This window comes from Limosilactobacillus ingluviei DSM 15946, assembly GCF_001435775.1.
In the GTDB taxonomy this organism is placed as follows: Bacteria; Bacillota; Bacilli; order Lactobacillales; family Lactobacillaceae; genus Limosilactobacillus; species Limosilactobacillus ingluviei.
Genome location: NZ_AZFK01000077.1, coordinates 81881 through 104705, shown reverse-complemented (window position 1 = coordinate 104705; position 22825 = coordinate 81881). Strand labels below are relative to the sequence as shown.

General features: G+C 51.8%; 25 protein-coding genes. 19 read left to right on the top strand and 6 right to left on the bottom strand.

The annotated features are described in order from the left end of the window. Positions 1-70 precede the first annotated feature (70 nt). Positions 71-2164 (top strand): LTA synthase family protein, encoded by a 2094-nt coding sequence (locus FC43_RS08410; RefSeq protein ID WP_056955351.1) that lies wholly within the window; start codon positions 71-73, stop codon positions 2162-2164. Between the two features lie 103 nt (positions 2165-2267). Here FC43_RS08410 and FC43_RS08405 read toward each other — a convergent pair whose 3' ends face one another. Next, positions 2268-2798, bottom strand: a complete 531-nt coding sequence (locus FC43_RS08405; protein WP_056955350.1) for a GNAT family N-acetyltransferase — start codon at positions 2796-2798, stop codon at positions 2268-2270. A 151-nt stretch (positions 2799-2949) separates the two neighbouring features. On the opposite strand from FC43_RS08405, the gene coaA reads away from it, so the two are divergent. Next, complete coding sequence (gene coaA, locus FC43_RS08400) at positions 2950-3870, top strand: type I pantothenate kinase (protein ID WP_019206440.1); 921 nt, start codon at positions 2950-2952, stop codon at positions 3868-3870. Between the two features lie 133 nt (positions 3871-4003). Here the strand turns inward: coaA and FC43_RS08395 are convergent, their stop codons facing one another. From FC43_RS08395 to FC43_RS08385, 3 genes are read right to left on the bottom strand one after another with little or no spacing between them, the layout of a single operon-like run. Further along, entirely contained in the window at positions 4004-5239 is a 1236-nt protein-coding gene (locus FC43_RS08395; RefSeq protein WP_056955349.1) for a sensor histidine kinase, read from the bottom strand. Between the two features lie 15 nt (positions 5240-5254). Next, on the bottom strand, positions 5255-5932 hold the full coding sequence (locus FC43_RS08390) for a response regulator transcription factor (protein WP_056955348.1): 678 nt from the start codon (positions 5930-5932) through the stop codon (positions 5255-5257). Between the two features lie 14 nt (positions 5933-5946). Continuing rightward, entirely contained in the window at positions 5947-6555 is a 609-nt protein-coding gene (locus tag FC43_RS08385) for a GTP pyrophosphokinase (RefSeq protein WP_019206443.1), read from the bottom strand. 283 nt (positions 6556-6838) lie between these two features. Here FC43_RS08385 and guaA point away from each other — a divergent pair, with 283 nt between their 5' ends. The 12 genes from guaA (at position 6839) to FC43_RS08335 (ending at position 15599) form a co-directional block, all read left to right on the top strand. Further along, positions 6839-8392: a glutamine-hydrolyzing GMP synthase gene (guaA, locus tag FC43_RS08380; RefSeq protein WP_056955347.1), complete on the top strand. Its 1554-nt coding sequence runs from the start codon at positions 6839-6841 to the stop codon at positions 8390-8392. A 571-nt stretch (positions 8393-8963) separates the two neighbouring features. Then, a complete protein-coding gene (locus tag FC43_RS11420; protein ID WP_235807608.1) occupies positions 8964-9104 on the top strand; it encodes a hypothetical protein in 141 nt (46 codons plus the stop codon). Positions 9105-9270: 166 nt separating this feature from the next. Then, positions 9271-9504 (top strand): aryl-sulfate sulfotransferase N-terminal domain-containing protein, encoded by a 234-nt coding sequence (locus FC43_RS11415; protein WP_338086424.1) that lies wholly within the window; start codon positions 9271-9273, stop codon positions 9502-9504. Next, on the top strand, positions 9404-10612 hold the full coding sequence (locus FC43_RS08375; RefSeq protein WP_235807607.1) for an aryl-sulfate sulfotransferase: 1209 nt from the start codon (positions 9404-9406) through the stop codon (positions 10610-10612). Before FC43_RS11415 ends, FC43_RS08375 begins: the two co-directional genes overlap by 101 nt. A gap of 139 nt (positions 10613-10751) precedes the next feature. Then, positions 10752-11243, top strand: coding sequence for a flavodoxin (locus FC43_RS08370; protein ID WP_056955346.1), 492 nt, complete (start codon positions 10752-10754; stop codon positions 11241-11243). Between the two features lie 202 nt (positions 11244-11445). Beyond that, positions 11446-12234, top strand: coding sequence for an acetoin reductase (locus FC43_RS08365; protein ID WP_056955345.1), 789 nt, complete (start codon positions 11446-11448; stop codon positions 12232-12234). A gap of 186 nt (positions 12235-12420) precedes the next feature. Then, positions 12421-12621 carry a hypothetical protein gene (locus FC43_RS08360; RefSeq protein ID WP_019206448.1) on the top strand — a complete coding sequence of 67 codons (201 nt, stop codon included), beginning with the start codon at positions 12421-12423 and terminating at the stop codon, positions 12619-12621. A gap of 149 nt (positions 12622-12770) precedes the next feature. After that, complete coding sequence (locus FC43_RS08355) at positions 12771-13088, top strand: PadR family transcriptional regulator (protein ID WP_056955344.1); 318 nt, start codon at positions 12771-12773, stop codon at positions 13086-13088. Further along, the gene (locus FC43_RS08350; RefSeq protein ID WP_056955343.1) at positions 13081-13461 is read left to right on the top strand and encodes a DUF1700 domain-containing protein; all 381 of its coding nucleotides are present in this window, start codon (positions 13081-13083) and stop codon (positions 13459-13461) included. Before FC43_RS08355 ends, FC43_RS08350 begins: the two co-directional genes overlap by 8 nt. A gap of 6 nt (positions 13462-13467) precedes the next feature. Further along, the gene (locus tag FC43_RS08345) at positions 13468-14259 is read left to right on the top strand and encodes a DUF1700 domain-containing protein (protein ID WP_056955342.1); all 792 of its coding nucleotides are present in this window, start codon (positions 13468-13470) and stop codon (positions 14257-14259) included. Positions 14260-14350: 91 nt separating this feature from the next. Beyond that, a complete protein-coding gene (locus FC43_RS08340) occupies positions 14351-14905 on the top strand; it encodes a hypothetical protein (RefSeq protein ID WP_056955341.1) in 555 nt (184 codons plus the stop codon). A 130-nt stretch (positions 14906-15035) separates the two neighbouring features. Then, the gene (locus tag FC43_RS08335) at positions 15036-15599 is read left to right on the top strand and encodes an Lreu_0056 family protein (RefSeq protein ID WP_056955340.1); all 564 of its coding nucleotides are present in this window, start codon (positions 15036-15038) and stop codon (positions 15597-15599) included. A 166-nt stretch (positions 15600-15765) separates the two neighbouring features. Here the strand turns inward: FC43_RS08335 and FC43_RS08330 are convergent, their stop codons facing one another. Beyond that, on the bottom strand, positions 15766-16122 hold the full coding sequence (locus FC43_RS08330) for a helix-turn-helix domain-containing protein (protein WP_056955339.1): 357 nt from the start codon (positions 16120-16122) through the stop codon (positions 15766-15768). A gap of 159 nt (positions 16123-16281) precedes the next feature. Here FC43_RS08330 and FC43_RS08325 point away from each other — a divergent pair, with 159 nt between their 5' ends. The 4 genes from FC43_RS08325 to FC43_RS08310 all read left to right on the top strand — a co-directional run bounded on the left by FC43_RS08325 (position 16282) and on the right by FC43_RS08310 (position 19562). Continuing rightward, the gene (locus FC43_RS08325) at positions 16282-17049 is read left to right on the top strand and encodes a hypothetical protein (RefSeq protein ID WP_056955338.1); all 768 of its coding nucleotides are present in this window, start codon (positions 16282-16284) and stop codon (positions 17047-17049) included. Between the two features lie 132 nt (positions 17050-17181). Beyond that, positions 17182-17379 (top strand): helix-turn-helix transcriptional regulator, encoded by a 198-nt coding sequence (locus tag FC43_RS08320; RefSeq protein WP_056955337.1) that lies wholly within the window; start codon positions 17182-17184, stop codon positions 17377-17379. After that, entirely contained in the window at positions 17379-17903 is a 525-nt protein-coding gene (locus FC43_RS08315) for a DUF3278 domain-containing protein (RefSeq protein WP_056955336.1), read from the top strand. The genes FC43_RS08320 and FC43_RS08315 overlap by 1 nt, the downstream gene beginning before the upstream one ends. Positions 17904-18119: 216 nt before the next feature. Continuing rightward, complete coding sequence (locus FC43_RS08310; RefSeq protein ID WP_056955335.1) at positions 18120-19562, top strand: DHA2 family efflux MFS transporter permease subunit; 1443 nt, start codon at positions 18120-18122, stop codon at positions 19560-19562. Positions 19563-19752: 190 nt separating this feature from the next. Here FC43_RS08310 and FC43_RS08305 read toward each other — a convergent pair whose 3' ends face one another. Beyond that, complete coding sequence (locus FC43_RS08305; protein WP_019206459.1) at positions 19753-20547, bottom strand: SDR family NAD(P)-dependent oxidoreductase; 795 nt, start codon at positions 20545-20547, stop codon at positions 19753-19755. Between the two features lie 436 nt (positions 20548-20983). On the opposite strand from FC43_RS08305, the gene FC43_RS08300 reads away from it, so the two are divergent. Then, the gene (locus FC43_RS08300; protein ID WP_056955334.1) at positions 20984-22759 is read left to right on the top strand and encodes an oleate hydratase; all 1776 of its coding nucleotides are present in this window, start codon (positions 20984-20986) and stop codon (positions 22757-22759) included. Positions 22760-22825 lie beyond the last annotated feature (66 nt).

Below are 22825 nucleotides of genomic sequence, written 5' to 3'. Positions count from 1 at the left end.
AAACCGTTACAGACGCGGTGCATTATTGTATGATGGTGAGTGTTGATTAATTTGATGGAGGAAAAAATTAATGAAAACAGCGTTGCAAAAAGTCAGGGCTGGCCTTAATACCAAGCTGGGCTTCTTTGCTTTGAGTGTGCTCTTGTTTGCGATCAAGAGCCTCTGGGCGTACGAAACCAAGTTTAACTTAGGGGCCACGACGAGCGTCCAACAATTCTTGCTCGCCTTTAATACCCTGCCAAGCGCCATCATTTTGCTGGGGATCGCCCTGTACTTCCGGGGGCGCCTGTCCTACTGGCTGATGAGCATTATCAACGCCCTCTTGTCGACGTGGCTCTTTGCCAACATCTTGTATTACCGGGAATTTTCCGATTTTATTACCTTTAACGTGATTAAGGGGTCGGGGAGCTCATCAGATAACCTCGGCAAGAGTTTAGCGCAGATCATTCACCCGTCCGACTTTATGGTCTACGCCGACGTGATTTTGATTATCATTGTGTTGTTGGCCCACTGGATCCGCGTGGACATGCGCTATTTCAAACGGCGCTATGCTGCCACGATTACCGCAATTGGGTTGTTGCTGTTTGGGGCCAACCTCGGAATGGCCTATTCGGACCGGAGTCAATTGCTGACCCGGACCTTTGACAACAACTACATTGTCAAGTACCTCGGGTTGGAATTTTACACCGTCTACGATGGGGTCAAGACGACCCACAACAGCGCGATTAAGGCTGAGGCCAATAAAAAGGATCTCGCGCCGGTCCAACGCTTCTTAAAGCAGCACTATGCGGGGCCCAATGCTACTTACTATGGGACTTTGAAGGGCAAAAACATCATTGTCTTGCACCTGGAAAGTTTCCAGCAGTGGCTGATTGATTACAAGGTCGATGGCAAAGAAGTCACGCCAACGATCAATTCGCTCTACCATTCCAGCAATACCCTGGCCTTTGACAACTTTTTCAACCAAGTTGGGCAGGGGAAGACTTCCGATGCCGAATTGATGCTGGAAGCCTCGCTCTTTGGGTTGCCGGAAGGCTCGGCGATGAGTACCAACGGGACGACCAATACGTTCCAAGCCGCCCCGGCGATCTTAGACCAAAAGCTGGGCTACTCCTCGGCGTCCTTCCACGGCGACGTGCCAAGTTTTTGGAACCGGGATAATGCCTATAAGTCCTTTGGTTACCAGTACTTCTTCAGCAAGGAATACTACCCGCAGGTTAAAGACGACGTGCTGGGTTACGGGATGAAGGATAAGCTGTTCTTAAAGGACACGTCCTACTACTTGGAACAACTGCCGCAACCATTCTATGCCAAGCTGATTACGGTTACGAACCACTATCCGTACATTATCGACAAGAAAAACACCGATTTTCCGGCCTTAAAGACGGGGGACAACACGGTGGATCCGTACGTCCAAACCGCCCACTACCTGGATCAATCGGTCAAGGAACTCTTGGATTACTTGGACAAGACGGGCTTGCGCAAGAATACGGTCTTGGTCTTGTATGGGGACCACTACGGGATCTCGAACAACCACAAACCAGCGATTGCCAAGGTCTTGGGTAAGAAGAACGTTACCAGCTACGACCTGGCGATGTGGCAAAAAGTGCCGTTTATGATCAATGCCGAGGGCTTGCAAGGCGGGATCAATCACACCTACGGGGGTGAAATCGACGTCTTGCCGACCTTAGAAGACCTGTTGGGGATTTCCTCGAATAAGTACCTTCAGTTTGGGCAAGACCTCCTGTCGGCTGACCGCAACCAAATCGTGCCGTTTAGAAATGGGGATTGGGTCACGCCAAAGTACACCAAGTACGATGGGAAGTACTTCTACACCAAGAATGGCAAGCCAATTGCCAACCCAACCAAGGCCCAACAAGCCAAGTTTGACGCCATTCAAAAGTACGTCACGACCGACCTCGGGCTGTCAGACAAGGTAATCAACGGCGACTTGCTGCGCTTCTACCACTTGCCAGGCTTTAAGGACGTCAATAAGAAGGACTACACTTACAACCTCAAGAAGAGCTTAAAGAAGCTCAAGCAGGCGCAAAAGGACAAGAAGACCAGCTTGAAGACGGAAAATGACGATAAGTCGACCTTTGATGATTACACGACGGACGCGCCGGAACTCAAGGATGATACGACGCTGAAGTTTCCCAAATAATTAAAAAGTGGGGTGCCTCCTAAGTTGGGGCAGCCCACTTTTTTGGTGTAAAGCTAAATCGGTCCGCACGGATCTCAGATCTGTGCGGACCGAATAAGTCAAACTATTTTGCGAGCCAACCAAAGGGCCATTCGAACCAGTCAAAGACGTGGTCGACTTTTTGGCCGTTAAAGTGGTTGGTGGTGGTTAGGACCTGGTAGGTGACTTCCGGGTCCTTCATTTTGCGGCTTGTTGGGCGAAAACCATTCTTACGGTAGAAGGCTAACCGCCGCAGCCGCTGGTGGTTATTAGCCGCCTTAGGGTCGGGTGCTTCAACGTCTAAGGCCAAGGGCACCCCGTGGTAGTGTTGCTTTAAGGTCGTCAAGATCCGACTGCCGTAGCCTTGCGAGCGCAAGCGGTCGTTGACGGCTAAGTACAAAACGTAATGCAGGCCCTTGACGTGGATCACGTAGGCAAAGCCCACGAATTGCCCCTGGTCATAAAAGGCCTCGAAATCGGCGTGCTTAAAGTGGCTTTTGAAGATCAGCCAGGCCCACTTTTCCCGCTCATAGGCCGGAAAGGCGCGCATGTAAAGTTGCTTGATTTCTTGGTAGTCAGCTAAGCCCGATCGGACGGGCTGTATGTCTAGATCCAAGAATAATTCCCCCCTTTATCTACTTCTACCCTAGCAAAAATAAATTTCTTTTTCAAATCAGCTGCTGCTCACCGCTAATGATGAAAGTGCTATCATCGGCGCCAGATGTGGTACAATAAACTTATTAAGTTTTTCAAAACGGAGCGGTAAAATGAACGAATGGTTAAACTACGATCAGTTCGACCGGGCGACTTGGCACAGCTTTTTTCCTAGTGAGCGAGTGATGTTGTCCCAGGAGAACCTGGATGAAATCAAATCTTTAAACGACCAGATCTCCTTGGCTGACGTCCAAGAAGTCTACTTGCCTTTGATTAAGCTCTTGCAACTGCAGTACCAAAACTACCAGCAGATGCACTTGCAAAAGATGACCTTTTTAAAGAAATCCAACCGGCGGGTACCGTATATTATCGGGATTGCCGGGTCGGTGGCGGTAGGGAAAAGCACCAGCGCCCGGCTCTTGCAGATTCTCTTGCACAAATTGATGCCGGACCTGCGGGTCGAATTGATCACCACCGACGGTTTCTTGTACCCCAATGCGGAATTGGAGCGACGCGGGATTATGGCCCGCAAGGGTTTTCCGGAATCTTACGACATGGAAAAGCTGCTGACCTTTTTAAATGACGTCAAGGCCGGCGAAGACCGGGTGGCGGCGCCGACGTATTCGCACAGCGTCTATGATGTAATGGATGAGCCGCAATGGATCATTGAACCAGACATTTTGATTGTCGAGGGGATCAACGTCTTGCAACTGCCAAGTAAGCAGCCGCTGTACGTCAGTGATTTCTTTGATTTCTCCGTGTACGTCGATGCCGATGCGGAATTGGTCGAACAGTGGTACTTGGAACGGTTTGGGATGCTGTTGGATACCGCCTTCCAAGACCCTAATAACTACTATTATTCCTACGCCCAGGGGGACCGGGCGGATGCCTTTGCGATGGCCAAGGACGTTTGGCGGCGGGTTGATTTACCAAATTTAAACGAATATATTCTGCCGACCCGCAACCGGGCCGATATTATCTTGCATAAGACCACGAACCATAAAATTGACCGGATTTACTTGCGGGAAGATTAAGCGGCTGAAAAAAAGTTTTAAAAATGCCAAAGCGCTAGCAACCACGTTACTGAAAACGTTGATTGCTAGCGCTTTTTGGTGTTGCGACTTGCTAAGTTTTAGTCGAAAAGATAGTTTCTGCCCAGCCGCGCTGCTATTTCTCTAACTTAAATTTCACCACGAAGTAAATCATTCCGTCCTTGTAGTGGACGTTTAATTTCCCCTTGAAGGTTTCTACGAGGTTCTGGGCCATTGACAGCCCGATCCCAAAGCCGGCCTGCTTGGCTTGATTATGCGAAGTATCGTTGCGGTAGAAGCGGTCAAAGAACTTGGCGTAATCAACGTTTTCACCGGCCGCGTAAGAATTCGCAACCAGCAAGGTAGCATTGCGCCCCTTATTGGTTGGCCGCCACAAGACCTTGATCGTGCCGCCTTCATCACAGTACTTGGCGGCGTTATCGACGAAGATATTAACCAGTTCGGTGAAGTAGCCTTCGTCGGCCTTGATGTGCAGCTCGGGCGAAATTTTGGTGACCAACGTTTTGTGGTCTTGCTCGATCAAGGTCCGGAAGTTGGTGGTAACGGTTTGAATGACCGCCGAGGCATCGAGCTTGGTGATCACCATGGCCGGCCGTTCCTCCAGCCGGGCCAAAGCGACCAGCCGGTTGATCAGCTGGGTTAGCCGGGTAATCTGCTGGTGGTTGCTTTGCGTCCATTCACTTTCGCCGTTGAGCAATTCGACCATCTCGTTATTAGCACTGATGATGGCCAAGGGGGTCTTGAGCTCGTGGCTGGCGTTGGTAATAAACTCCTTTTGCCGCCGTTCGGCCTTGATGATTGGCTCAATCGCCCGCTTGGAAAAGAGGGCCAACAGGAGGGTGTACAGGGCCAAGGAGGCCAGCCCGAGGATAATTGCCGACTGGAAGATCTGGTTGACGCGGGCCATCAGGATGGTTTCATCCAAGAAGACAATCGTGGTGAGCTTGCCCTGCTTGCCCCGGCGGTACGCGTAGGTGGTCCCATCATAAAAAGCGTGGCCGTGCCCCCGCCGGTGGCGGTATTGGGCCGCGAGCGCTTTGATTTCCTCCAATTCAACGGTGGAAATATGGTTGTCATTGACTTTGACGATCTGGCCGGTCTGATCAAAGCTGACGCTGAAGTAACGGTACTGAAAGATCCCTTCCCGGTTCATTTTCCCCTGACCCTTGAGGGGGGTGGCCGTCGTGGGGATGTCACCTTGGTGGTCGACCAGGGTGGTCAACACGGCTTTGACTTCTTGGTCGGCTTTATAATAAGTCGTGCCGACCAAACTACCGATGACCGTGGTTAACACCAATAGCAGGGCTGCGGTTGAGATCAGGATAAATTTCCGGCGTAGTTTTTGAATCATCGCCCCACCTCCTCGCTATGGTTGCAGTAAGGTGAAGGGGCCGCTTTTTTCCCCGGTGATTTGGACCGTGGAATTGACCGCCTGCAATTTTTGGCGCAAATAGGAGATATTGATCCAGAGGTCCTGGGCATCGGCGGCTTCGTCATCATCATCCCAAGTGTGATTGATTAAATCAGCCGTTGAGAGGGCCTTGCCGGCGTTTAAGATCAAATATTGCAAGAGGCGGGTTTCCTTTTTGGAGAGGCTGATGGAATTATGGGCCTCGAGGCGTTGCTCGTTGTTGTCCAAGGTCAGATCCGCAAAGGTCAAGACGTCGTCATCGTACTCTTCGTTACGGCGTTCTAGGGACCGGAGGCGGGCCAGTAATTCCTTAAGTGAGAAGGGCTTGGTGAGGTAATCATCAGCGCCGGCGTCCAGGCCGGTTACCCGGTCGTCGACTTCCGCCATTGCCGTCAGCATCATCACGTAGGTCCGATCCCCGCTGGCCCGGATTTCCTTGAGGGCGGTCAAGCCGTCTTTGACCGGCATCATGATGTCTAAAATGATTACGTCGTAGGCATTTTCTTGGGCGGCCTTAACGGCAAGCTCCCCGTTTTCCACGGCGGTTACCTCGTAATTGATACTTTGCAGCGCGGCCGTAAGCACGCGGGCGAGTTGTTGTTCATCTTCGGCGATTAACACACGTAGGGACATATCATTTCCCTCCTTTAGCTTTCTTGGATTAACTGGCGAATCGTCTGCATCTGAATATCACAGGCGGCCAGCTGTTCAGCGACGCTCTTTAACTCCCGGCTGATCCGGGCGGCGTCTTTGACATCGTGCTTGTATTTCATTTCGTGTTCGAGGCTGGCCCAGGAGTCCATCGCAATCGTGCGCAGTTGGATCTCGGCGTAATAATAGCCAGGCGTAGCGCCATCGACGTCGGCAAAGGGCGTTTCAAACTTTAAGATCACGTGGTAAGAACGATAACCATTGGGCTTGGCGTTGGTGATGTAGTCCTTTTCTTCGACGATTTGGCACCACGAAGCCTGCCGCAGCAACTTTAAGGAGCGATAGACGTCATCAATGAAATTGCAGACGATCCGCACCCCGACGGCATCTTGGCAGTCGCGCAAGGCGGCGTGCGTCGAGACCGCAAAGCCCTTGCGCTGGCACTTTTCGGCCATGCTGGCCGGGGTCTTGACCCGGCCAATCAGGTGCTCGTAAAGTTTCGGCCGCCCCGCGGCGACTTCTTGGTGGCTGAGTTGTTCAATCTGGTCGGTCAGCCGGGTTAACACGTCGTGCAGGCGGGGGCCAAATTGACCGTAAATATCCATGGTGCGATGACCATCCTTTCCGATTTGCTAACTTTTATTATAACAGGCTGGATTGGTCAAAAAAGATCAATAAGGAAATCTTAACCACCTGCGGGGCAGTTCCGATAAATTGACGATTGAAAAAACAAAAAGTTCGGGATTCGACCAGAAAGCAATTAAATGGGGAAGCCGGCGGGAGTAATTCTTTGCCCCTTAAATTCTCATCATTCTTTTATTTGACCTCGTTCGGTTAAGCCCGTACAATGATTGGTAAGTTTTAAACCAATATAAAGGAGTGGGAATTGTGGCAAACATCAACCTGGATGCCTTCGACAAGATTATCGTCTTGGACTTTGGGAGCCAGTACAACCAATTGATCACCCGGCGGATTCGGGACTTCGGGATTTACTCCGAATTGCTCTCGCACAAGATCACGGCCGAAGAAATCAAAGCGATCAACCCAAAGGGGATTATCTTCTCTGGGGGACCGAACAGCGTTTACGACCAGGATGCCTTTACCGTTGATCCGCAAATCTACGAACTGGGGATTCCGATTTTAGGGATTTGCTACGGGATGCAACTGATGGCCCAAAACTTGGGCGGGAAGGTCGAAGCGGCCAAGGATTCCGAATACGGCCGGGCCGACATCCAAGTCTTAAGTGATGATGCGGTGATGTTTAAGGACTTGCCGAAGGACCAGTACGTTTGGATGAGCCACGGGGATCTGGTGAAAGAAGCGCCAGCCGGCTTTGAAGTGACGGCCACGAGTGCCAACTGCCCGATTTCAGCGATGGCCAACGATGCCAAGAAGTTCTACGGCCTGCAATTCCACACTGAAGTGCGTAATACCCAATACGGACTCGACATTTTAAAGCACTTCGCCTTCGATGTTTGTGGCGCCAAGGCCAACTGGTCAATGGACGACTTTATCGACTTACAAATCGAAGACATCCGTCAAACGGTCGGCGACAAGCAAGTGATCATGGGGATCTCCGGTGGGGTTGACTCCAGTGTGGCCGCCGTTTTGATTCACAAGGCGATTGGCGACCAATTAACGGCGATCTTTGTCGACCACGGGCTGTTGCGGAAAAATGAAGCTCAATCCGTGATGGATGCTTTGAACCGCGACTTAGGGGTCAACATCATCAAGGTCGACGCCGCTGACCGCTTCTTGGGCAAGCTCAAGGGCGTGACTGATCCGGAACAAAAGCGCAAGATCATCGGGGCTGAATTTATTGAAGTCTTCAATGAAGAAGCCGCAAAGCTCAAGGACGCCGAATTCTTGGCCCAAGGGACCTTGTACACCGACGTGATTGAGTCCGGGACGGATACGGCGCAAACGATCAAGTCCCACCACAACGTCGGCGGGCTGCCGGAAAAGATGGGTTTTAAGCTGATCGAACCCCTGCGTAGCCTCTTTAAGGACGAAACCCGGGCGCTGGGGGAAAAGCTGGGGATTGCCCACGACTTGGTCTGGCGCCAACCGTTCCCGGGTCCCGGGCTGGGGATCCGGGTGTTGGGTGAAATCACGCCCGACAAGCTGGCAATCGTGCGGGAAAGTGACGCGATTCTGCGCGAAGAAATCAAAAAGGCGGGCTTAAACGAATCAATCTGGCAATACTTCACCGTGCTGCCGGGGATTCGCTCGGTCGGCGTAATGGGGGATGGCCGGACTTATGATGAAGCCGTCGCTATCCGGGCCGTGACCTCCATTGACGGGATGACGGCCGACTTTGCCCAAATTCCGTGGGACGTCTTGCAAAAGATCTCGGTTCGGATCGTCAATGAAGTCGATCACGTTAACCGGATCCTCTACGATGTTACGAGCAAGCCGCCTTCGACGATTGAATACGAATAAGACTATCTTAAAAGTCCCGGGCTGCAGCCCGGGACTTTTTTGGTGGTCACCTTTAACGTTGGGAGCTGCGTGAATATGAAATTGATTTTAGATTGATGCTCGTTTGACGACGAATCTAAAGTTAACTTTAAATTCACTAGAAATAGCGGCTGAATTAACTTCGGATTGGTTGGCACCGATAAAAGGAACGCATCGATGCTAATAAACTGGGACCGACGACGGGCGAAGGCTTCTACCACTGGCCAAATCCCGAATTCCAGGCGCCGGACTTCTTGAAATAGCCCTTATTGCCAAATCGCACTGCCTAAAAAGGCGGTGCTTTTTTCGCTGTTCAAGTTGGGGTTGCAATCAAGGTCGCTTGGTAGCGCTAGTTCATTAACTAAAGATCCAGTGTATGCAAAAGTGCTGATTAAGCAATTTTTAACCTTTTTCATGCCTGATTCACCAAGTTCACGGGCTGCTCATGCTTATTAACCAGAAAATTCGGTTCGGAATCCGAAAATCATTGGGCTTCTTTCGTAAACTGGCATCACTTATTTTTTGTCAAAGGGAGCGAAAGGAAGTGACCGTGATGAAGATTAAACGGCGTTGGTTGGTCAGTCTAGTGGCGATTATCCTCTTACTTGGTAGCGGGGGTCTATGGTGGTGGCAACGCGGTAGCCTGCACCTTTTATCAAACCAGCAGATCATCAAAAATATTAATCCCACTTGATTACGAAGAACCCGACGACCAAGCTTACCAAGCAACTGGCTAAGATCGTCAAACAAAAGACCTATAGTTTGGATCACCCCCATACCAAGGTCAACCCGTATCGGACCTCACCCTTGACGGCGTTGGTGATTTTCCGACTGATCAGGCGGCCAAGGTCAGCTATACGGTGGTGGACAAGAGCGCCAAGACCTCAATCACTAATACCGTTAACGGCGGCTACCAAAGGGTGTACCAGGTCCCGGTCGTCGGTCTGTATGCTGACTACGCCAACCAGGTTAAGATTAAAGTCACCTACCGCAATGGTCAGACGACCACCAAAAACCTTGACCCTCCAAACCGGGAAATTACCGAAAACGCTCAGCCAGGCCGATATCAAGGTCACCAAATCAGATCAAAGTAAGATGGCGATTGGTCAAAATACGCTGACGCTAATTAACCGAACGGCCCAAGAACCCTACGCGATCGACACCGATGGCCAGATTCGCTGGTACTCGACCAAGTGGAGTCAACACACCTTTGTCCAATTAAGCAACGGTCACCTACTGATGCAAAACCGGACCAGTAAAACAGCCAAGTCCTACAACGCCCTGACCGAAACCGACTACCTCGGGCGGATTTGCCGGCAGTACAAATTAAGTGGTAAGCTCGGCAAGGGCAGCGAGGAAAGTACAATTACCGCTGTCCACCACGACGTCGTAGAGTTACCAAACCATAACCTGTTGGTGACGATTTCTGACGGGGGTAAATACGTGGAAGACGTCCTGGCTGAAGTCGACCGTACTAGTGGCAAGGTCGTTAAGGTCATCGACTTAAAGCGGCTCCTGCCGGCGACAATGTATCGCAACTACCACCAAACCAGCTCGCGTTCCGGTAAGGTCGACTGGCTCCACGTCAACGCGCTGTGGTACGACCAAAAGACTGGTAACGTCTTGTTATCCGCGCGGAACCAGGATTTGATTATGTCCTTTAATTACCAAACGGAAAAAATCAATTGGATCTATTCAGGGAAAAAGGCAGCCAGTTGGCCCAAGAAGTGGCGCAAATACCTGTTGACGCCAACTAAGGGCACTACAATCACTGGTGGTCAGCACGGTTTGACCCTCTTGAGTGAGCATGGTCAGCAACTAAAGATCCTCTTGTACAACAACAATATCAATGTCACCAATGGGAATGCTAAGACCTCGGGCAAGTACTCTGAAGCCGTGGCTTACACGATTGATTTATCAAAGATGACGATCAAACAAACCTGGTCGTACGGGAAAACGCTGGGGACAGCTAACTTTACCCGCGTAATCGGCTACGCTCAACGATTGAGCAACGGCAATACCTTGATTGATTTTGGTTACAAACAAAATGAGCAGGAAAGCAACATCATTGAGGTGGATGCGGAAGGCAACCAGGTCTTTAACGTAACCCTCAAGGCCTCAGCTACGAACCGGACCTATGCTTACCGGGCTTACCGCTTGAATTTCTATCCGTCAAACTATCAATTCGATGCCACTAAATAGCGATTAAAAAGTCGGACCGGCGCCTTTTTTAATAGCAAGCGAGGAATACGAATCAGGCATGAACACTCAGCGACTTTGGGTATTTCACGAATCACCACCCAGCCATTACAATTAAGGTGATGAAAGGGGAGAAAAGCAAATGGCAAATACCTTGGTTCTCTATTATTCTGCCACCCAAACGACGGCCCGCTTGGCCCGAGTGATTGCTGAAGAATTGGCCGCCGACTTGGCGCTGATCCACCCGGTCCAACCGTATACCGAAGCGGACCTGGATTGGCACAATCCGCAGTCGCGGACCTCACTGGAACAACACGCCCACAACCAGCGGGTGGCGGTAACGGTCGATTGGCCCAATCCAGCAGAGTATGCCAACATCATCCTCGGTCACCCGATTTGGTGGGGGATTCCGCCGCGCCTGATCAGTGCGGTGATCGATCAGGTGGACCTCAACGGCAAATACTTTGCAAGCTTTGCGACCTCAGGTGGTTCCGGGTACAGCCGGTGCCAGACGAATCTACAGCGGGCGATTGAAGCCAACGGCTACCACCTGGCGGCCCTGAATCCGGGCCGGGTCCTGAGCAGTCCGACCCAAGCTCGGGCTTGGGCCCGGGGGTTGGAGCTGGCCCGGTAGCCTTGGTTTGTGAAATTGACGTTTTGAGATAATTTGCATATTTTATCATTTTTAGCTTTTTTAACACCGAAGAAAGCGTCCTCAATTGTGGTTATGCAAAAAATATCCATTTAATTTAGATTTTTGATTGCCATAACTTTGTGAAATCTGCTAAGATAGAGTCGTTGATAAGTAACCGCTTACACGAAAGGAGACTTGGCAGATGACACCAGAAACACGAGTCGCAGTTGTAACGGGTTCCGGTCAAGGGATCGGGAAGGCAATCGCTGAACAATTAGCTGAAGATGGCTACGCAGTCGTGATTGCTGATTTCAATGGTGATACAGCGGAAACCACGGCCGCAGAATTACGGGAGCAAGGTTTTAAGGCCGTTAGTGTTCAGGGGGATGTTTCTAAACCCGAAGCTCACCAACACTTTGTCCAAACGGCGGTGGCTGAATTTGGACGGCTGGATACCTACGTTAACAACGCCGGGATTGCGCAAATCAAGCTGTTAAAGGATCAAACACCGGCAGAAATGCAACAAATCTTTGCCGTCAACGTCTTTGGGACCCTCTACGGGATTCAAGCGGCCGCAGCCCAATACGAAAAGCAAGCTGACGGTGATCACATCCGCAAGATCATCAATGCCTCCAGTATCGCCGGCCACATTGCCTTTGACATGCTCGGGGCCTACTCGGCGACGAAATTTGCGGTCCGCGGTTTGACCCAAGCCGCCGCCAAGGAACTGGGGCGCCACAAGATCACGGTCAACGCCTACTGCCCAGGGATCGTCGGTACGGCGATGTGGGAACAAATCGACAACCGGATGGTCGAAGAGCTCGGGGGGACCCCAGGCCAATATCTGGACCAATACTCCAAGCTGATCACGATGGGCCGGGTCGAAACTCCGCTGGATGTCGCCAATTACGTTTCTTACTTAGCGTCTACCAAGGCCGATTACATGACCGGGCAAGCCGTCCAAATCGACGGGGGGATTCAATTTATCTAAGCCCATGCTAGCGTCGGGGATGAGGAGTGCCCGGCGTTTTTTTTTGGCGGCTAATCGCCTGTAAAATAACTGTAACCCAATCTTTACTGATTGGTGACAGTGCGTGGCCTTGATTTGGTGTACACTACCGTTAATCAAAATAACAGGTACCCGGTCGATTAGCTGGGGGAACGGAAGGAGTGCCAAATGGGGATCGATTTATTGATCAAAGTATTAGGGTATGAAGTTGTCTTTTGGGGATCGGTGCTGGCCGTCAGTTTTGTGACCCAGGGGAATGTTGATGTTTTTCGGTATTTTCCCTTGTACCTCACGATTAGTTTGCTTTTGATCATTTTGCCCTATTGGCGCCAACATAATCAACGCCACCAACGCCAACAAAATAAATAAGCTTGCGCAACGTCGCTCGTGGCCGGTTTGTCCCGGTCGCAGCGGCGTTTTTGCATGGTGTAAGCCATATGCTTTTTACCGAGGTACTACGCTTTACAAAGTATTACAGGTAAGCTATACTATGCATAACAAAGTGAGGAGGGAAGGCGATGAGTCCACAACTCAAAAAAGGCTTTTTGGAGTATTGCATTTTGGCCGTACTGGAGCGGGGGGATTCCTATGGCTACCAAATCATCAAGGACTTAGCGGCGGTAATTGCAATGCCCGAATCAACCCTCTACCCGATTCTCAAGCGCTTGGAAAAGCAGGGCAAGGTCACTTGTCACAATGAATTAGCTGACGGCCGCAACCGTAAGTACTACCACCTCACGGCCACGGGCCAAGCCGATGTGGTGGATTTTTTGCAGGAACAGACGGAAGTGGAACGGATTTACCAATTTATTCGGGAGGCAATGGAACATGCGTAAACAATGGTATTTATTGCGGCTTTGGTGGTGGCTCTTTTGGGCCCGGGTCAAGCATGCGGGAGCCTATGTAGCCGATTACCGGCAAATCATCGACCAGCGTTTGGCTAAGGATGAACGCTTAGGGGTGATCTTAACTGACTTAGGGACGCCTAAGGAAGTGGCGGCCGCCATTTTGGCCCAACCGGGGGTGCGTCTGCGCCATAAGTGGACCTGGCAGGAGATCTTAGTGGTGATCTTCTTATTGCTCTTCGGAATTCCGCTGGTGATCTGGTTAATCTCCTTTGCCTTGACGGTCTTTTTGGCGGTCCTGGGCGTGGTCGTGGCCTTAATGTTATTAGGCTGGTTAATCGGGCAAGTAATGAAGAAAAGGTGAGAAGCGATGACCAAGAAAACCTATTTGTGGGAGTTAAGCTGGCGCTTGCGTCTTGCGGGCGTGCGGGACTTTCGGGATTACATCAGTGATTACCGGGAATTGATTGAAGACCGCCTGGCCAATGGCGAAGCCGAGGCCGCCATCTTGGCTGACCTGGGGACGCCTAAGCAAGTGGTTGCCAACATCATGACTGAAGAAGGCTTGGAACGCCGCCGGTGGTTGACTGGGCCGCAATTGGCGCTGGTCATTGTTTTAGTGATCTTGGGTCTGCCGGTCTGGGGTGGGTTTGCCCTGGCCTTGCTGGGCATTTTATTTGCGCTTATTTGCGTGTTGTTGTCGCTTTACGTCACCCTGTGGGCGGTGCCCTTTTCCCTGGCGATCATGACGGTGGCTACCCTCTTCGCTGGGGTAATGGGGATCCCGGCGGGATTGGTGGCCCTGGGCAAGAGCGGATTGGCCTATGGCTTGGCCGAATTAGGGGCGGCCTTGATCTGCCTGGGTGTCTTTTTGCTCAGCTTAGTTTTAACCTGGGGCTTGGTGAAATTGCTGCTCCGGGGCACGGCGTGGGGTTGGCAAATGGTGCTGCGGTGGTTTGGCAAGCAACAAGCGGTCGCAGTCAATCAAACCATGCCCCCCTTCTTTAATAAGGGCTACTGGCTGGTGACTGCACTGTTGATTGCGCTGGGAATGCTGCTGGTGGTGAGCGCTTGTGGCTTGAATGGCTGGCACATTCCGGCAGTCAGTGCTGCGGAAATGCACCACTGGTACAATGCCTTTAATTTTACGGCGCCACGTTAAAAGGCCGCTCCGGGCTGGAGCGACCTTTTTATAAAATGATGATTTTGTCATATGTTATAATGGCGCTAAATTGACAACGGAGGATTTAAGCATGAAGAAAATTCTGGCAAGTTGTGGCTTAGTGGTGGCGCTGGGCTGCGTGTTGGCGGGCTGTGGTCAGTCAAAGACTACGGAACCAGCGGCCTCATCGACCACTAGCCATGCGGTGCAATCAACCAGCTCATCCCGTTCTAGTAGCGCGCCAGTTAGTTCATCCGCCCGGGCGGCGACCAGCAGTCAGGTCGGGCAGTCGGTGGGCCAGTATTCCGCCAGCGAGTACGCCCTGATGGCCTTTTTGAAGCTCGATGGTCAGGGGGTGGACCAGCTCTTGAGTAACAGTGCGGGGATGCACTGGCAGCAGCAGGGCAACATTTACGTGATTGACTTTGGCGCCCACTCAACGATGATGATCGTCAGCGACCAAAACGTGGTCGTTAAATACGATGCACCCAAGCCCAACCTCGGTGGCATGGGGAATAAGAACGCAATGAAGACTTACTCCAAGGTGGAATTGGCCCGGGAGTTTGGCGGCGAGCAGGCGAAAATCGACCAGGTTTTAGCCAAGGGCGGGGCTGAACCAGGCAGCCAAGCCCAAACGACGAATTAACCATGAAAAATGGGACCAAATCGTTAAGGCGACGTAAAATTTTTGGAAATCATTTTAATTGCAAGCCCTTGCAGTGTTATGATGGTCAAAAATGATGGCCGGGACCGCTCGGCTCAAAGGGGTTAATAACATGAAGAAGTTTTTGCTTGCTACAGCCAGCCTGGGCTTAGCCTTTACACTGGCTGCCTGTGGCAACCAACAATCAGCGGCCAAGGACAGTAGCAGTGCCACTAGCACCGCCAAAGTGAAGAAGGATCACCAAAGCAGTGCAAAGCAGGCTTCGTCCAGCAGTACCGCTAGCCAAAGCAGCGCGATGAGTGCTACCAGCACCAGCCAAAGTACGCCAGCCAAATCACAAACCAGTTCAGCCCAACAAACTCTGACGGACAACCAATTGGCAGTCTTGATTTACCGGGCTGGGGGCTACACCAACCTGACCAAGTTGATCCGGGGGACGGCCCCGCAAGGCCGGCAAGCGATCGGTTCTGGGACGGCGGCCTCGACGGTTTACTACACCGTCAATGGCGATCAGGTAACGATTTATACCTTGGACCATGATTCCAGCAAAACGACGGCCGAACAAGGCTTTAACACGACCACGACGACGATCAGCCAACTTAAGAACCAATACTACCGTACTACCAGTCAGCAACAGGCCATCGACCAAGCCGCCAGTCAGGTGACGACTTATTAGGCTAGAAAAAGAGAGTGGGAAATAACCTTCTCGGCAAGCAGGATGGATAAGCTAGGACGAAGGTCGGCGCGGTACGCGTCGTTCTTCGTTCGTACTTATCCACTAGACTTGCGGTTATTTCCCACGTGATCTGTGTAATATTCGAAAAACCAACAGAGGCTGGGGGCTATTTACCCTGTGCTTGAAAGGTTTGCAGGATGGTGAGAAAACTTTTGCTGAGCCGGTTGGCGGTCTCTTCCGGCAAGGTGGCCAAGGCCTGAATCAACTGCCGGGAGCTGCTGGGTAAGGAAGGCTCGGGAATGTTGGTTTCCATTTGGCTGGTCAAAGTCGCCAGGTCCAAATGCAGGGCGTGGGCAATATTGGCCAAGTTTTGGATGCTGATGTTGGACTTTTCGTTGCTTTCCAGCAATGAGATAAATTTAACCGATAACCCGCTGTCCTCCGCCAGCTTTTCTTGGGTCACGTGTTCTTGCTTGCGAAAGAACCGGATCGCTTGACCAATGTTAAGACTTTCCTTTTTCATTGTTTAAAACTCCTCCCAATTTCTAAGTCCATCTTAAGAAATTGTCAATCGTTCCAAAAGTCAATATAGTACCAGTTTCTCTGGTAATCTAGTTCTGAACTCAGTATAATGAATATTGAAAGCACGAAAATGTGAATTTTTAATGAGGATGATTAAGCAATGAAGCGAAGTTTTAAACAGTTAACGGGGATTTTGGTAATCGCCGCGACCCTGACCACGACCAGCGTGGTTGCCACCAACGCTGGGGTCCGGGCCGATACTGAGCCGACCGTGACTACGGCGCTAACTTCCTCGGCCAAGCCAACTTCAGCGGCAACGAGCGGCCAAGCCGCGACCAAACAAGCCGCCATCCAGGCCGCCCAAGCCCAAGTGGACCAAGATAATGCGACCCTTGAGCAGTTAAAGGCTAAGCTGGCGGTCGTGGCGACGGATCCGGCCCAAAGCAAGGCGATCCGCCAAGCAATCGAAAGTGCCAAGGCCCAATTGGCCAGCGATCAAGCGACCCTGGCCCAACTTAAGGGGGAAACTACGGCCGCAAGTTCGGCCGGGGCAACCGCGCCAGCCACGTCAACGAGTGCGGCGACCCAAACGCCAGTAACGCAGCCAGCCGCTCCAACGGCCCAAGCGCTCCAATCCCAGGCCCAAGCCAAGGCCAATGGCTACCGGATCATTAGCGATCGGGTGGTTGACGAGCAAGGCAACATTATTAATGATTGGACAGTCAAGGATGGGGTCGCCTATGACGACCAAGGCAATGCGGTGGCCCTGACGACGGAGCAAGCGGCGGCCCAAAATACTGCCCGGGTCAAGCTGACCAGTCCCCAGCCGGCGGCGGTAAAAGCCGCGACGCACCAGTCGCACACTTCCTGGCTAAGCCATTGGCAACGTTGGAAGCACGCGGTGATGACTTGGCTCAATCAATGGTAAATTAGTAAGTCGGGGATTTCCTCGGCTTTTTCTTTTTCTTATCCGTGTCATTTATAATTGACATCTAACGGGGTTGGGTGTACATTATAGATGACAAAAGTCAAATATACATGACAAAAAAGGAGGGGGCCGATGAACCGGGTACGTGAATTTCGCCGCGCTTATACGGACTATTCCCAACTCACCCTAGCCCAAGCGGTCGGGGTGGCGCGGCAGACGATTAATTTGATTGAAAATGATAAGTACAATCCGACTTTGGACCTGTGCATCAAGTTGGCCCACGCGCTGGGGACGGACTTGAACACCCTGTTTTGGGAGGAGGAAAACTAATGTATGCGAAAATTATGAAGCATTTTTACGGTATCACCGGCCCGCTGGACGAATACAAACGAGGTGAAATTAACCGGTTAGGCAACAACGTGATTTTGCCCCTGTTCTTCTTATTGCTCCTGAGCACTTTTGTAGCCATCATGACGGCATACGCGCTCGGGCCGGCGGCGGCCGAAGCGATTTTGCTAAGTTACGGCGGTTTTAACCTGTTTGTTTTGATGGGGGCGATGACCTACCTGGGGGTGGCAGCGGCGCGCTTGCACCTGACGGACTACGAGGTAACAGCAGCGCAGCTCCCCCACGCGCGGTGGGCGTTGTTGGGCCGGACCTTGCTGATGGGGTTGGCTTTTACGGTCCTGTTTCACCTGTTGAGCATTTTCATGGCCTGGTTGGACGGGGCTGGCAGCTTTGGGCAGCTCCTGGGCTTGCCGGCGAACTTGAAGAATTCCCTGGTCGCTGGGGGCGTTTGGACCCTGTTGATGTTAGGGGTGGCTTGGCACCGCTTGAAAGTAATTGATGATTAAAATGACCGCGGCCGGGTGGGGCCGCGGTTTTTTGATCGTTTTTAAGTGATGATGAAAATATTTGCGGTTTAAAAATGAAAGGGCTTAGCGCAGCGGGAGCTAACTCAATAAATTGATGAATAACTTTTTACTTACGAAGCCGAAAAATTTCTGGTAAGGTAATCAATCGTGAGCTTAAAAAATTAACCGGAATTTATTGAGAGAGGAAGCAACCACATGGAAAACGTCGAAAGTCAGGCGCGGCCGCAAATGGCGGTCCGCCACCGGGTTCGCCACCCGAAATTGGCGATGGTATCAATGTTGCTGGGGGCCTTTGTTGGGATGTTTTCAGAAACATCGTTAAACATTGCCCTGCCCAAATTAGGGGAAGCCTTTGGGATGTCGGCGGCTACCTTGCAATGGCTGGTGACCGGCTATATGCTGGTGATCGGGATCATCATGCCGCTGTCATCAATTATCGCGAAGTGGTTCTCGACCCGAAAGATTATTATCTTTGCCCTGGTGATCTTTATCTTGGGGAGTATCATTTCCGCCTTGGCGCCGTCGTTTGTGGTCTTATTGGCCGGGCGGATGATTCAAGGGATCGGGACCGGCTTGATCTTACCGCTGATGTTTGCGGTCGCCATGCAGATCTTCCCACCGGAAAAACTCGGGGCGGTCAACGGGACGATGGCCTTGGTGATCATGTTTGCGCCCGCGATTGGGCCAACCTTGACCGGGGTGATTCTCGGGGTGGCTTCATGGCGGTGGATCTTCTGGTTCTTCTTGCCGTTCTTGGTTATTGCCTTACTCTTTGCGCTTTTTGAACTGGAAAACGTTGGGGAACTGACTAAGCCGCACGTGGATGGCTTGTCAATTCTTGAATCAATCATTGGCTTTTCTGGGATCGTCGCCGGGGCTAGCCTGGCCAGTCGCTATGGCTGGGGGAGTTGGCAAACCCTGGGCAGTCTGATCGTGGGGATCGTGGTCCTGGCGGCCTATGCCCGGCGTCAATTGCACTTAGCCAACCCGATTTTGAACCTGCAGGTCTTAAAGAATAAAGACTTTACCGTCGGGACCTTGGTCGTGATGCTTGACTTTGCCATTATTTTGTCGGCAATGTACTTAATGCCCCAATACATTCAAAATGGGATCGGGATCGCCGTGGCCCTGACCGGGGCGATCATGCTGCCCGGGGGGATTGTCAATGCCGTCACGTCAGCGGTGGCCGGCCGGATGTACGATAACATCGGCGCCAAAAAGCCCGCTTTAGTGGGGTTAGTCATTGCTTTGGTCGGCGCTTTAATGTTGGCGGTCGCCTCCGACCACGCTAAGATCGGCTACATCATCGCTGCCCACGTGATCTTAATGATCGGGGCACCGCTGGCGATGTCACCAGCCCAAACGGCTGCCTTAAACGCCTTGAGCGGGCGGGAAGCCGGGGACGGTTCGACGATTTTAAACACCGTCCAACAAGTGATCGGCGCCCTGGCGACGGCTTTGGCGACCTCGTGCCTGGAATTAGGCCGGCACGCGGCGAGTGGTTCGGCCCAAGCCCGCTTTACGGCCGGGGCCCACGTCGGCTTCTACTTTACCTTGGCCTTGATTATCATTACCTTGGTGGTAGCGACCCAATTAAAGGGGCGGCCAGTGGGGCACTCGATTAAATTAGATAAGTAGGAAAAAGAGGCTGAGAAGAAACTATCCTTTCGGCTAAATCTTAGCAAGTAACAACAAAAAAAGCGCTAGAAATCAACGTTTTCAGTAACGTGGTTTCTAGCGTTTTTGAATTTTCAAGACTTTTTTCCCAACTTCTTTTGGTTTGCACTTAATTAGGCGCCAGAAACGGGCGCGGACGGCTGGCCGGGGGTTAGATAAATTGGATCCCCCCGTCGATTTGGACGGCCTGGCCGGTCATGTAGTCGGCATCGTGCGAAGCCAGGTAGGAAACGTAGCCAGCAACTTCAGCTGGGGTTTCCACTTTCCCCATCGTGATCAGGCCGGAGTACTTCTTGAGGTATTGGCCCTTTTCGCCACCCCAGGCTTCGACCATCTTTTCGTCGATGTAGTCCCACATGTCGGTACCAACGATCCCCGGGCAGTAGGCGTTAACGGTGATCTTGTCGCGGCCCAATTCCTTGGCGGCGGCCTGGGTTAAGCCCCGGATGGCAAACTTGGTAGCGGAATAGGCACCCAGCATGTCAAACGCCACGTGCCCAGCGATGCTGGAGGCATTGATGATCTTGCGGATCTTGTCGCCGTCGGCTTGCTTGCGGAACTGCGCGGTAGCGGCTTGGATCCCGAACAGCACGGAGTAGACGTTGGTTTGGAAGATTTCGTCCATATCTTCCTTGGTTTCGTCTTGCAGGAGTTGGATTTGGGCGATCCCGGCGTTGTTAATGTAGGTGTCTAAGCGGCCGAAGGTCTCGACGGCGGTTTGGACAAACTTTTCGTGGCTGGCCTTCTCACTAACGTCACCAGCTACGGCGACGACCTTGCCTTCGTAGCCGGCGGCATTTAATTCCGCCACGGCCTGTTGCCCATCGGCTTCGTTACGGTTGGCGATCACGACGCAGTACCCATCGGCTAAGAGGCGGTCAGTAATCCCCCGGCCAATCCCCCGTTCGCCACCAGTAACTACGGCTACGCGCTTTTCTTCTGTCATCAGTAACTTCCTCCTCAATCTTGTGAACTAACGATCAATCTTTAACGGTTCCTATTATACATTAAATCACAAAGTCAGCAAGGGGGATTGTGCCATTATTTTTCCCGTCAAAACCATACCTTTCACAAGATAACAGCTTAATTTGTGAAGCTAACCAAGGGATCTATAAAATTTACCAATTCACAAACTTTTTTAAAAATCACGGTTGTTTTTGTTGATTTAAAACGGTGAAATCAGACACAATTGACAAAAATCGTCTTTCACAAGTCCCGGGGTTCGCGAATGGAACTGAGTCATTTTGAGACGCCAGTCCTAAAATGAGATATAAATTCCAGTTGACGTTTGAAGCTAGAAAGCGTTGTCATTACAATAAAGGTACAGATGTCGCATTTCTGGGGTGAGGCCCGGAGCAGCAGCTAGGAAAGGGGTTTTGATGATGTATTATTCAAACGGGAATTATGAAGGGCACGCGCGACCACGCAAGCCGGCGGGAGTGGATCACAAGCACGCTTACATCATTGGTGGGGGCTTAGCGGGTTTGTCGGCTGCGGTCTTCTTGGTCCGTGACGCGCAGCTACCGGGGGACCACATTCATGTCCTGGAAGAATTAACCCTGGCCGGGGGTTCCTTAGATGGGGCTAAACTGCCGGGGCTGGGCTACGTGGTGCGCGGTGGCCGGGAAATGGAAAATCACTTTGAATGTATGTGGGATATGTACAGCTCAATTCCGTCGCTGGAAATTCCGGGCGCTTCCTACCTGGATGAATACTACTGGCTTGATAAGGACGATCCGAACAGTTCCAATTGCCGCTTGATCCACAAGCGGGGCAATCAGGTGCCAACTGACGGCCAATACCAGTTGGGCAAGCTGTCCAATGAATTGATCAAGCTGATTATGACCTCGGAAGACGACCTCGAGGGACAAACGATTGAAGATTGGTTCTCCCCGGCCTTCTTTGAAACCAACTTTTGGCTGTACTGGTCAACGATGTTTGCCTTTGAAAAGTGGCACTCCCTAATTGAAATGCGGCGCTACGCCATGCGCTTCATTCACCACATCGATGGCTTGCCGGACTTTACGGCCCTCAAATTCAATAAGTACAACCAGTATGAATCGATGACCAAGCCGCTGTTGGCCTACTTAAAGGACCACGGGGTTGAATTCCGTTACGATTGTCAAGTGGAGAATGTCATTGTTGACACGGCCAACGGCGAAAAGCACGCCAAGGAAATTCAGCTGACCGAAGGCGGCCAGGCCCAAACGATTCCCCTCACCGATGATGACCTGGTCTTTGTAACTAATGGTTCGATTACCGAAAGCTCGACGTACGGCAGTCACCATGAGCCAGCCCCGATCACCAATAAACTGGGTGGCTCCTGGCAGCTCTGGGAGAAGCTGGCGAAGCAATCGCCCGCCTTTGGGAACCCGGATGCCTTCTGCCGCAACCTGCCGGCCCGCTCGTGGTTTATTTCGGCCACGGCCACGATTAAAAATGCCCAGCTGGAACCCTACATTGAACGCCTGACCCAACGGGACCTGCACGATCATAAGGTCAATACCGGCGGGATCATTACCGTGACGGACTCCAACTGGCTCTTATCCTGGACGATCCACCGGCAGCCGCACTTTAAGGACCAAGCCGAAAATGAAACCGTCGTTTGGATTTACGGGCTCTACTCGGATACGAAGGGGAATTACATTCCAAAGAAGATTACCGAATGCAGCGGGGAAGAGATCACCGCGGAATGGCTCTACCACCTCGGCGTACCGGAAGCTAAGATCAAGGAATACGCGGCCGAAGACTCGGTCCAAACGGTGCCGGTCTACATGCCGTTTATTACGTCTTACTTCATGTTGCGCAAGAAAGGGGACCGGCCAGCGGTCGTGCCAACCGGCTCGGCGAACCTGGCCTTCATCGGTAACTTTGCGGAATCCCCGAGTCGCGACACCGTCTTTACGACCGAATACTCGGTCCGGACCGCGATGGAAGCGGTCTACACTCTCCTGGACGTTGATCGGGGAGTGCCGGAGGTCTTTAATTCGATTTACGACCTGCGGGAACTGATGCGGGCGATGTACTACATGAACGATCAAAAGCCATTGAGTGAAATGGAATTGCCACTGCCTAAGGCGTTGCGGAAGCCGCTGTTAAAGAAGGTCGAAAAGACCTGGTTGGGTGAACTGATGCGGGATGCGCACCTCTTAGAATAGTTTAGGATGATTTAGGATGAAGGGCTGGCCCGAATGAGGGTCAGCCTTTTTGGTGGTCAGTGATTA

Bases quoted from the DNA above. Each gene is read 5' to 3' on its own strand.
- FC43_RS08360 (WP_019206448.1), top strand. From the start codon at position 12,421: ATGGGGATCGATTTATTGATCAAAGTATTAGGGTATGAAGTTGTCTTT.
- FC43_RS08395 (WP_056955349.1), bottom strand. From the start codon at position 5,239: ATGATTCAAAAACTACGCCGGAAATTTATCCTGATCTCAACCGCAGCC.
- FC43_RS08370 (WP_056955346.1), top strand. From the start codon at position 10,752: ATGGCAAATACCTTGGTTCTCTATTATTCTGCCACCCAAACGACGGCC.
- FC43_RS08345 (WP_056955342.1), top strand. From the start codon at position 13,468: ATGACCAAGAAAACCTATTTGTGGGAGTTAAGCTGGCGCTTGCGTCTT.
- FC43_RS08310 (WP_056955335.1), top strand. From the start codon at position 18,120: ATGGAAAACGTCGAAAGTCAGGCGCGGCCGCAAATGGCGGTCCGCCAC.
- FC43_RS08335 (WP_056955340.1), top strand. From the start codon at position 15,036: ATGAAGAAGTTTTTGCTTGCTACAGCCAGCCTGGGCTTAGCCTTTACA.
- FC43_RS08350 (WP_056955343.1), top strand. From the start codon at position 13,081: ATGCGTAAACAATGGTATTTATTGCGGCTTTGGTGGTGGCTCTTTTGG.
- FC43_RS08385 (WP_019206443.1), bottom strand. From the start codon at position 6,555: ATGGATATTTACGGTCAATTTGGCCCCCGCCTGCACGACGTGTTAACC.
- FC43_RS08300 (WP_056955334.1), top strand. From the start codon at position 20,984: ATGTATTATTCAAACGGGAATTATGAAGGGCACGCGCGACCACGCAAG.
- FC43_RS08305 (WP_019206459.1), bottom strand. From the start codon at position 20,547: ATGACAGAAGAAAAGCGCGTAGCCGTAGTTACTGGTGGCGAACGGGGG.
- FC43_RS08355 (WP_056955344.1), top strand. From the start codon at position 12,771: ATGAGTCCACAACTCAAAAAAGGCTTTTTGGAGTATTGCATTTTGGCC.
- FC43_RS08365 (WP_056955345.1), top strand. From the start codon at position 11,446: ATGACACCAGAAACACGAGTCGCAGTTGTAACGGGTTCCGGTCAAGGG.
- FC43_RS08340 (WP_056955341.1), top strand. From the start codon at position 14,351: ATGAAGAAAATTCTGGCAAGTTGTGGCTTAGTGGTGGCGCTGGGCTGC.
- coaA (WP_019206440.1), top strand. From the start codon at position 2,950: ATGAACGAATGGTTAAACTACGATCAGTTCGACCGGGCGACTTGGCAC.
- FC43_RS11420 (WP_235807608.1), top strand. From the start codon at position 8,964: ATGAAGATTAAACGGCGTTGGTTGGTCAGTCTAGTGGCGATTATCCTC.
- FC43_RS08315 (WP_056955336.1), top strand. From the start codon at position 17,379: ATGTATGCGAAAATTATGAAGCATTTTTACGGTATCACCGGCCCGCTG.
- FC43_RS08320 (WP_056955337.1), top strand. From the start codon at position 17,182: ATGAACCGGGTACGTGAATTTCGCCGCGCTTATACGGACTATTCCCAA.
- FC43_RS08390 (WP_056955348.1), bottom strand. From the start codon at position 5,932: ATGTCCCTACGTGTGTTAATCGCCGAAGATGAACAACAACTCGCCCGC.
- FC43_RS08375 (WP_235807607.1), top strand. From the start codon at position 9,404: ATGGTCAGACGACCACCAAAAACCTTGACCCTCCAAACCGGGAAATTA.
- FC43_RS08410 (WP_056955351.1), top strand. From the start codon at position 71: ATGAAAACAGCGTTGCAAAAAGTCAGGGCTGGCCTTAATACCAAGCTG.
- FC43_RS08325 (WP_056955338.1), top strand. From the start codon at position 16,282: ATGAAGCGAAGTTTTAAACAGTTAACGGGGATTTTGGTAATCGCCGCG.
- FC43_RS08330 (WP_056955339.1), bottom strand. From the start codon at position 16,122: ATGAAAAAGGAAAGTCTTAACATTGGTCAAGCGATCCGGTTCTTTCGC.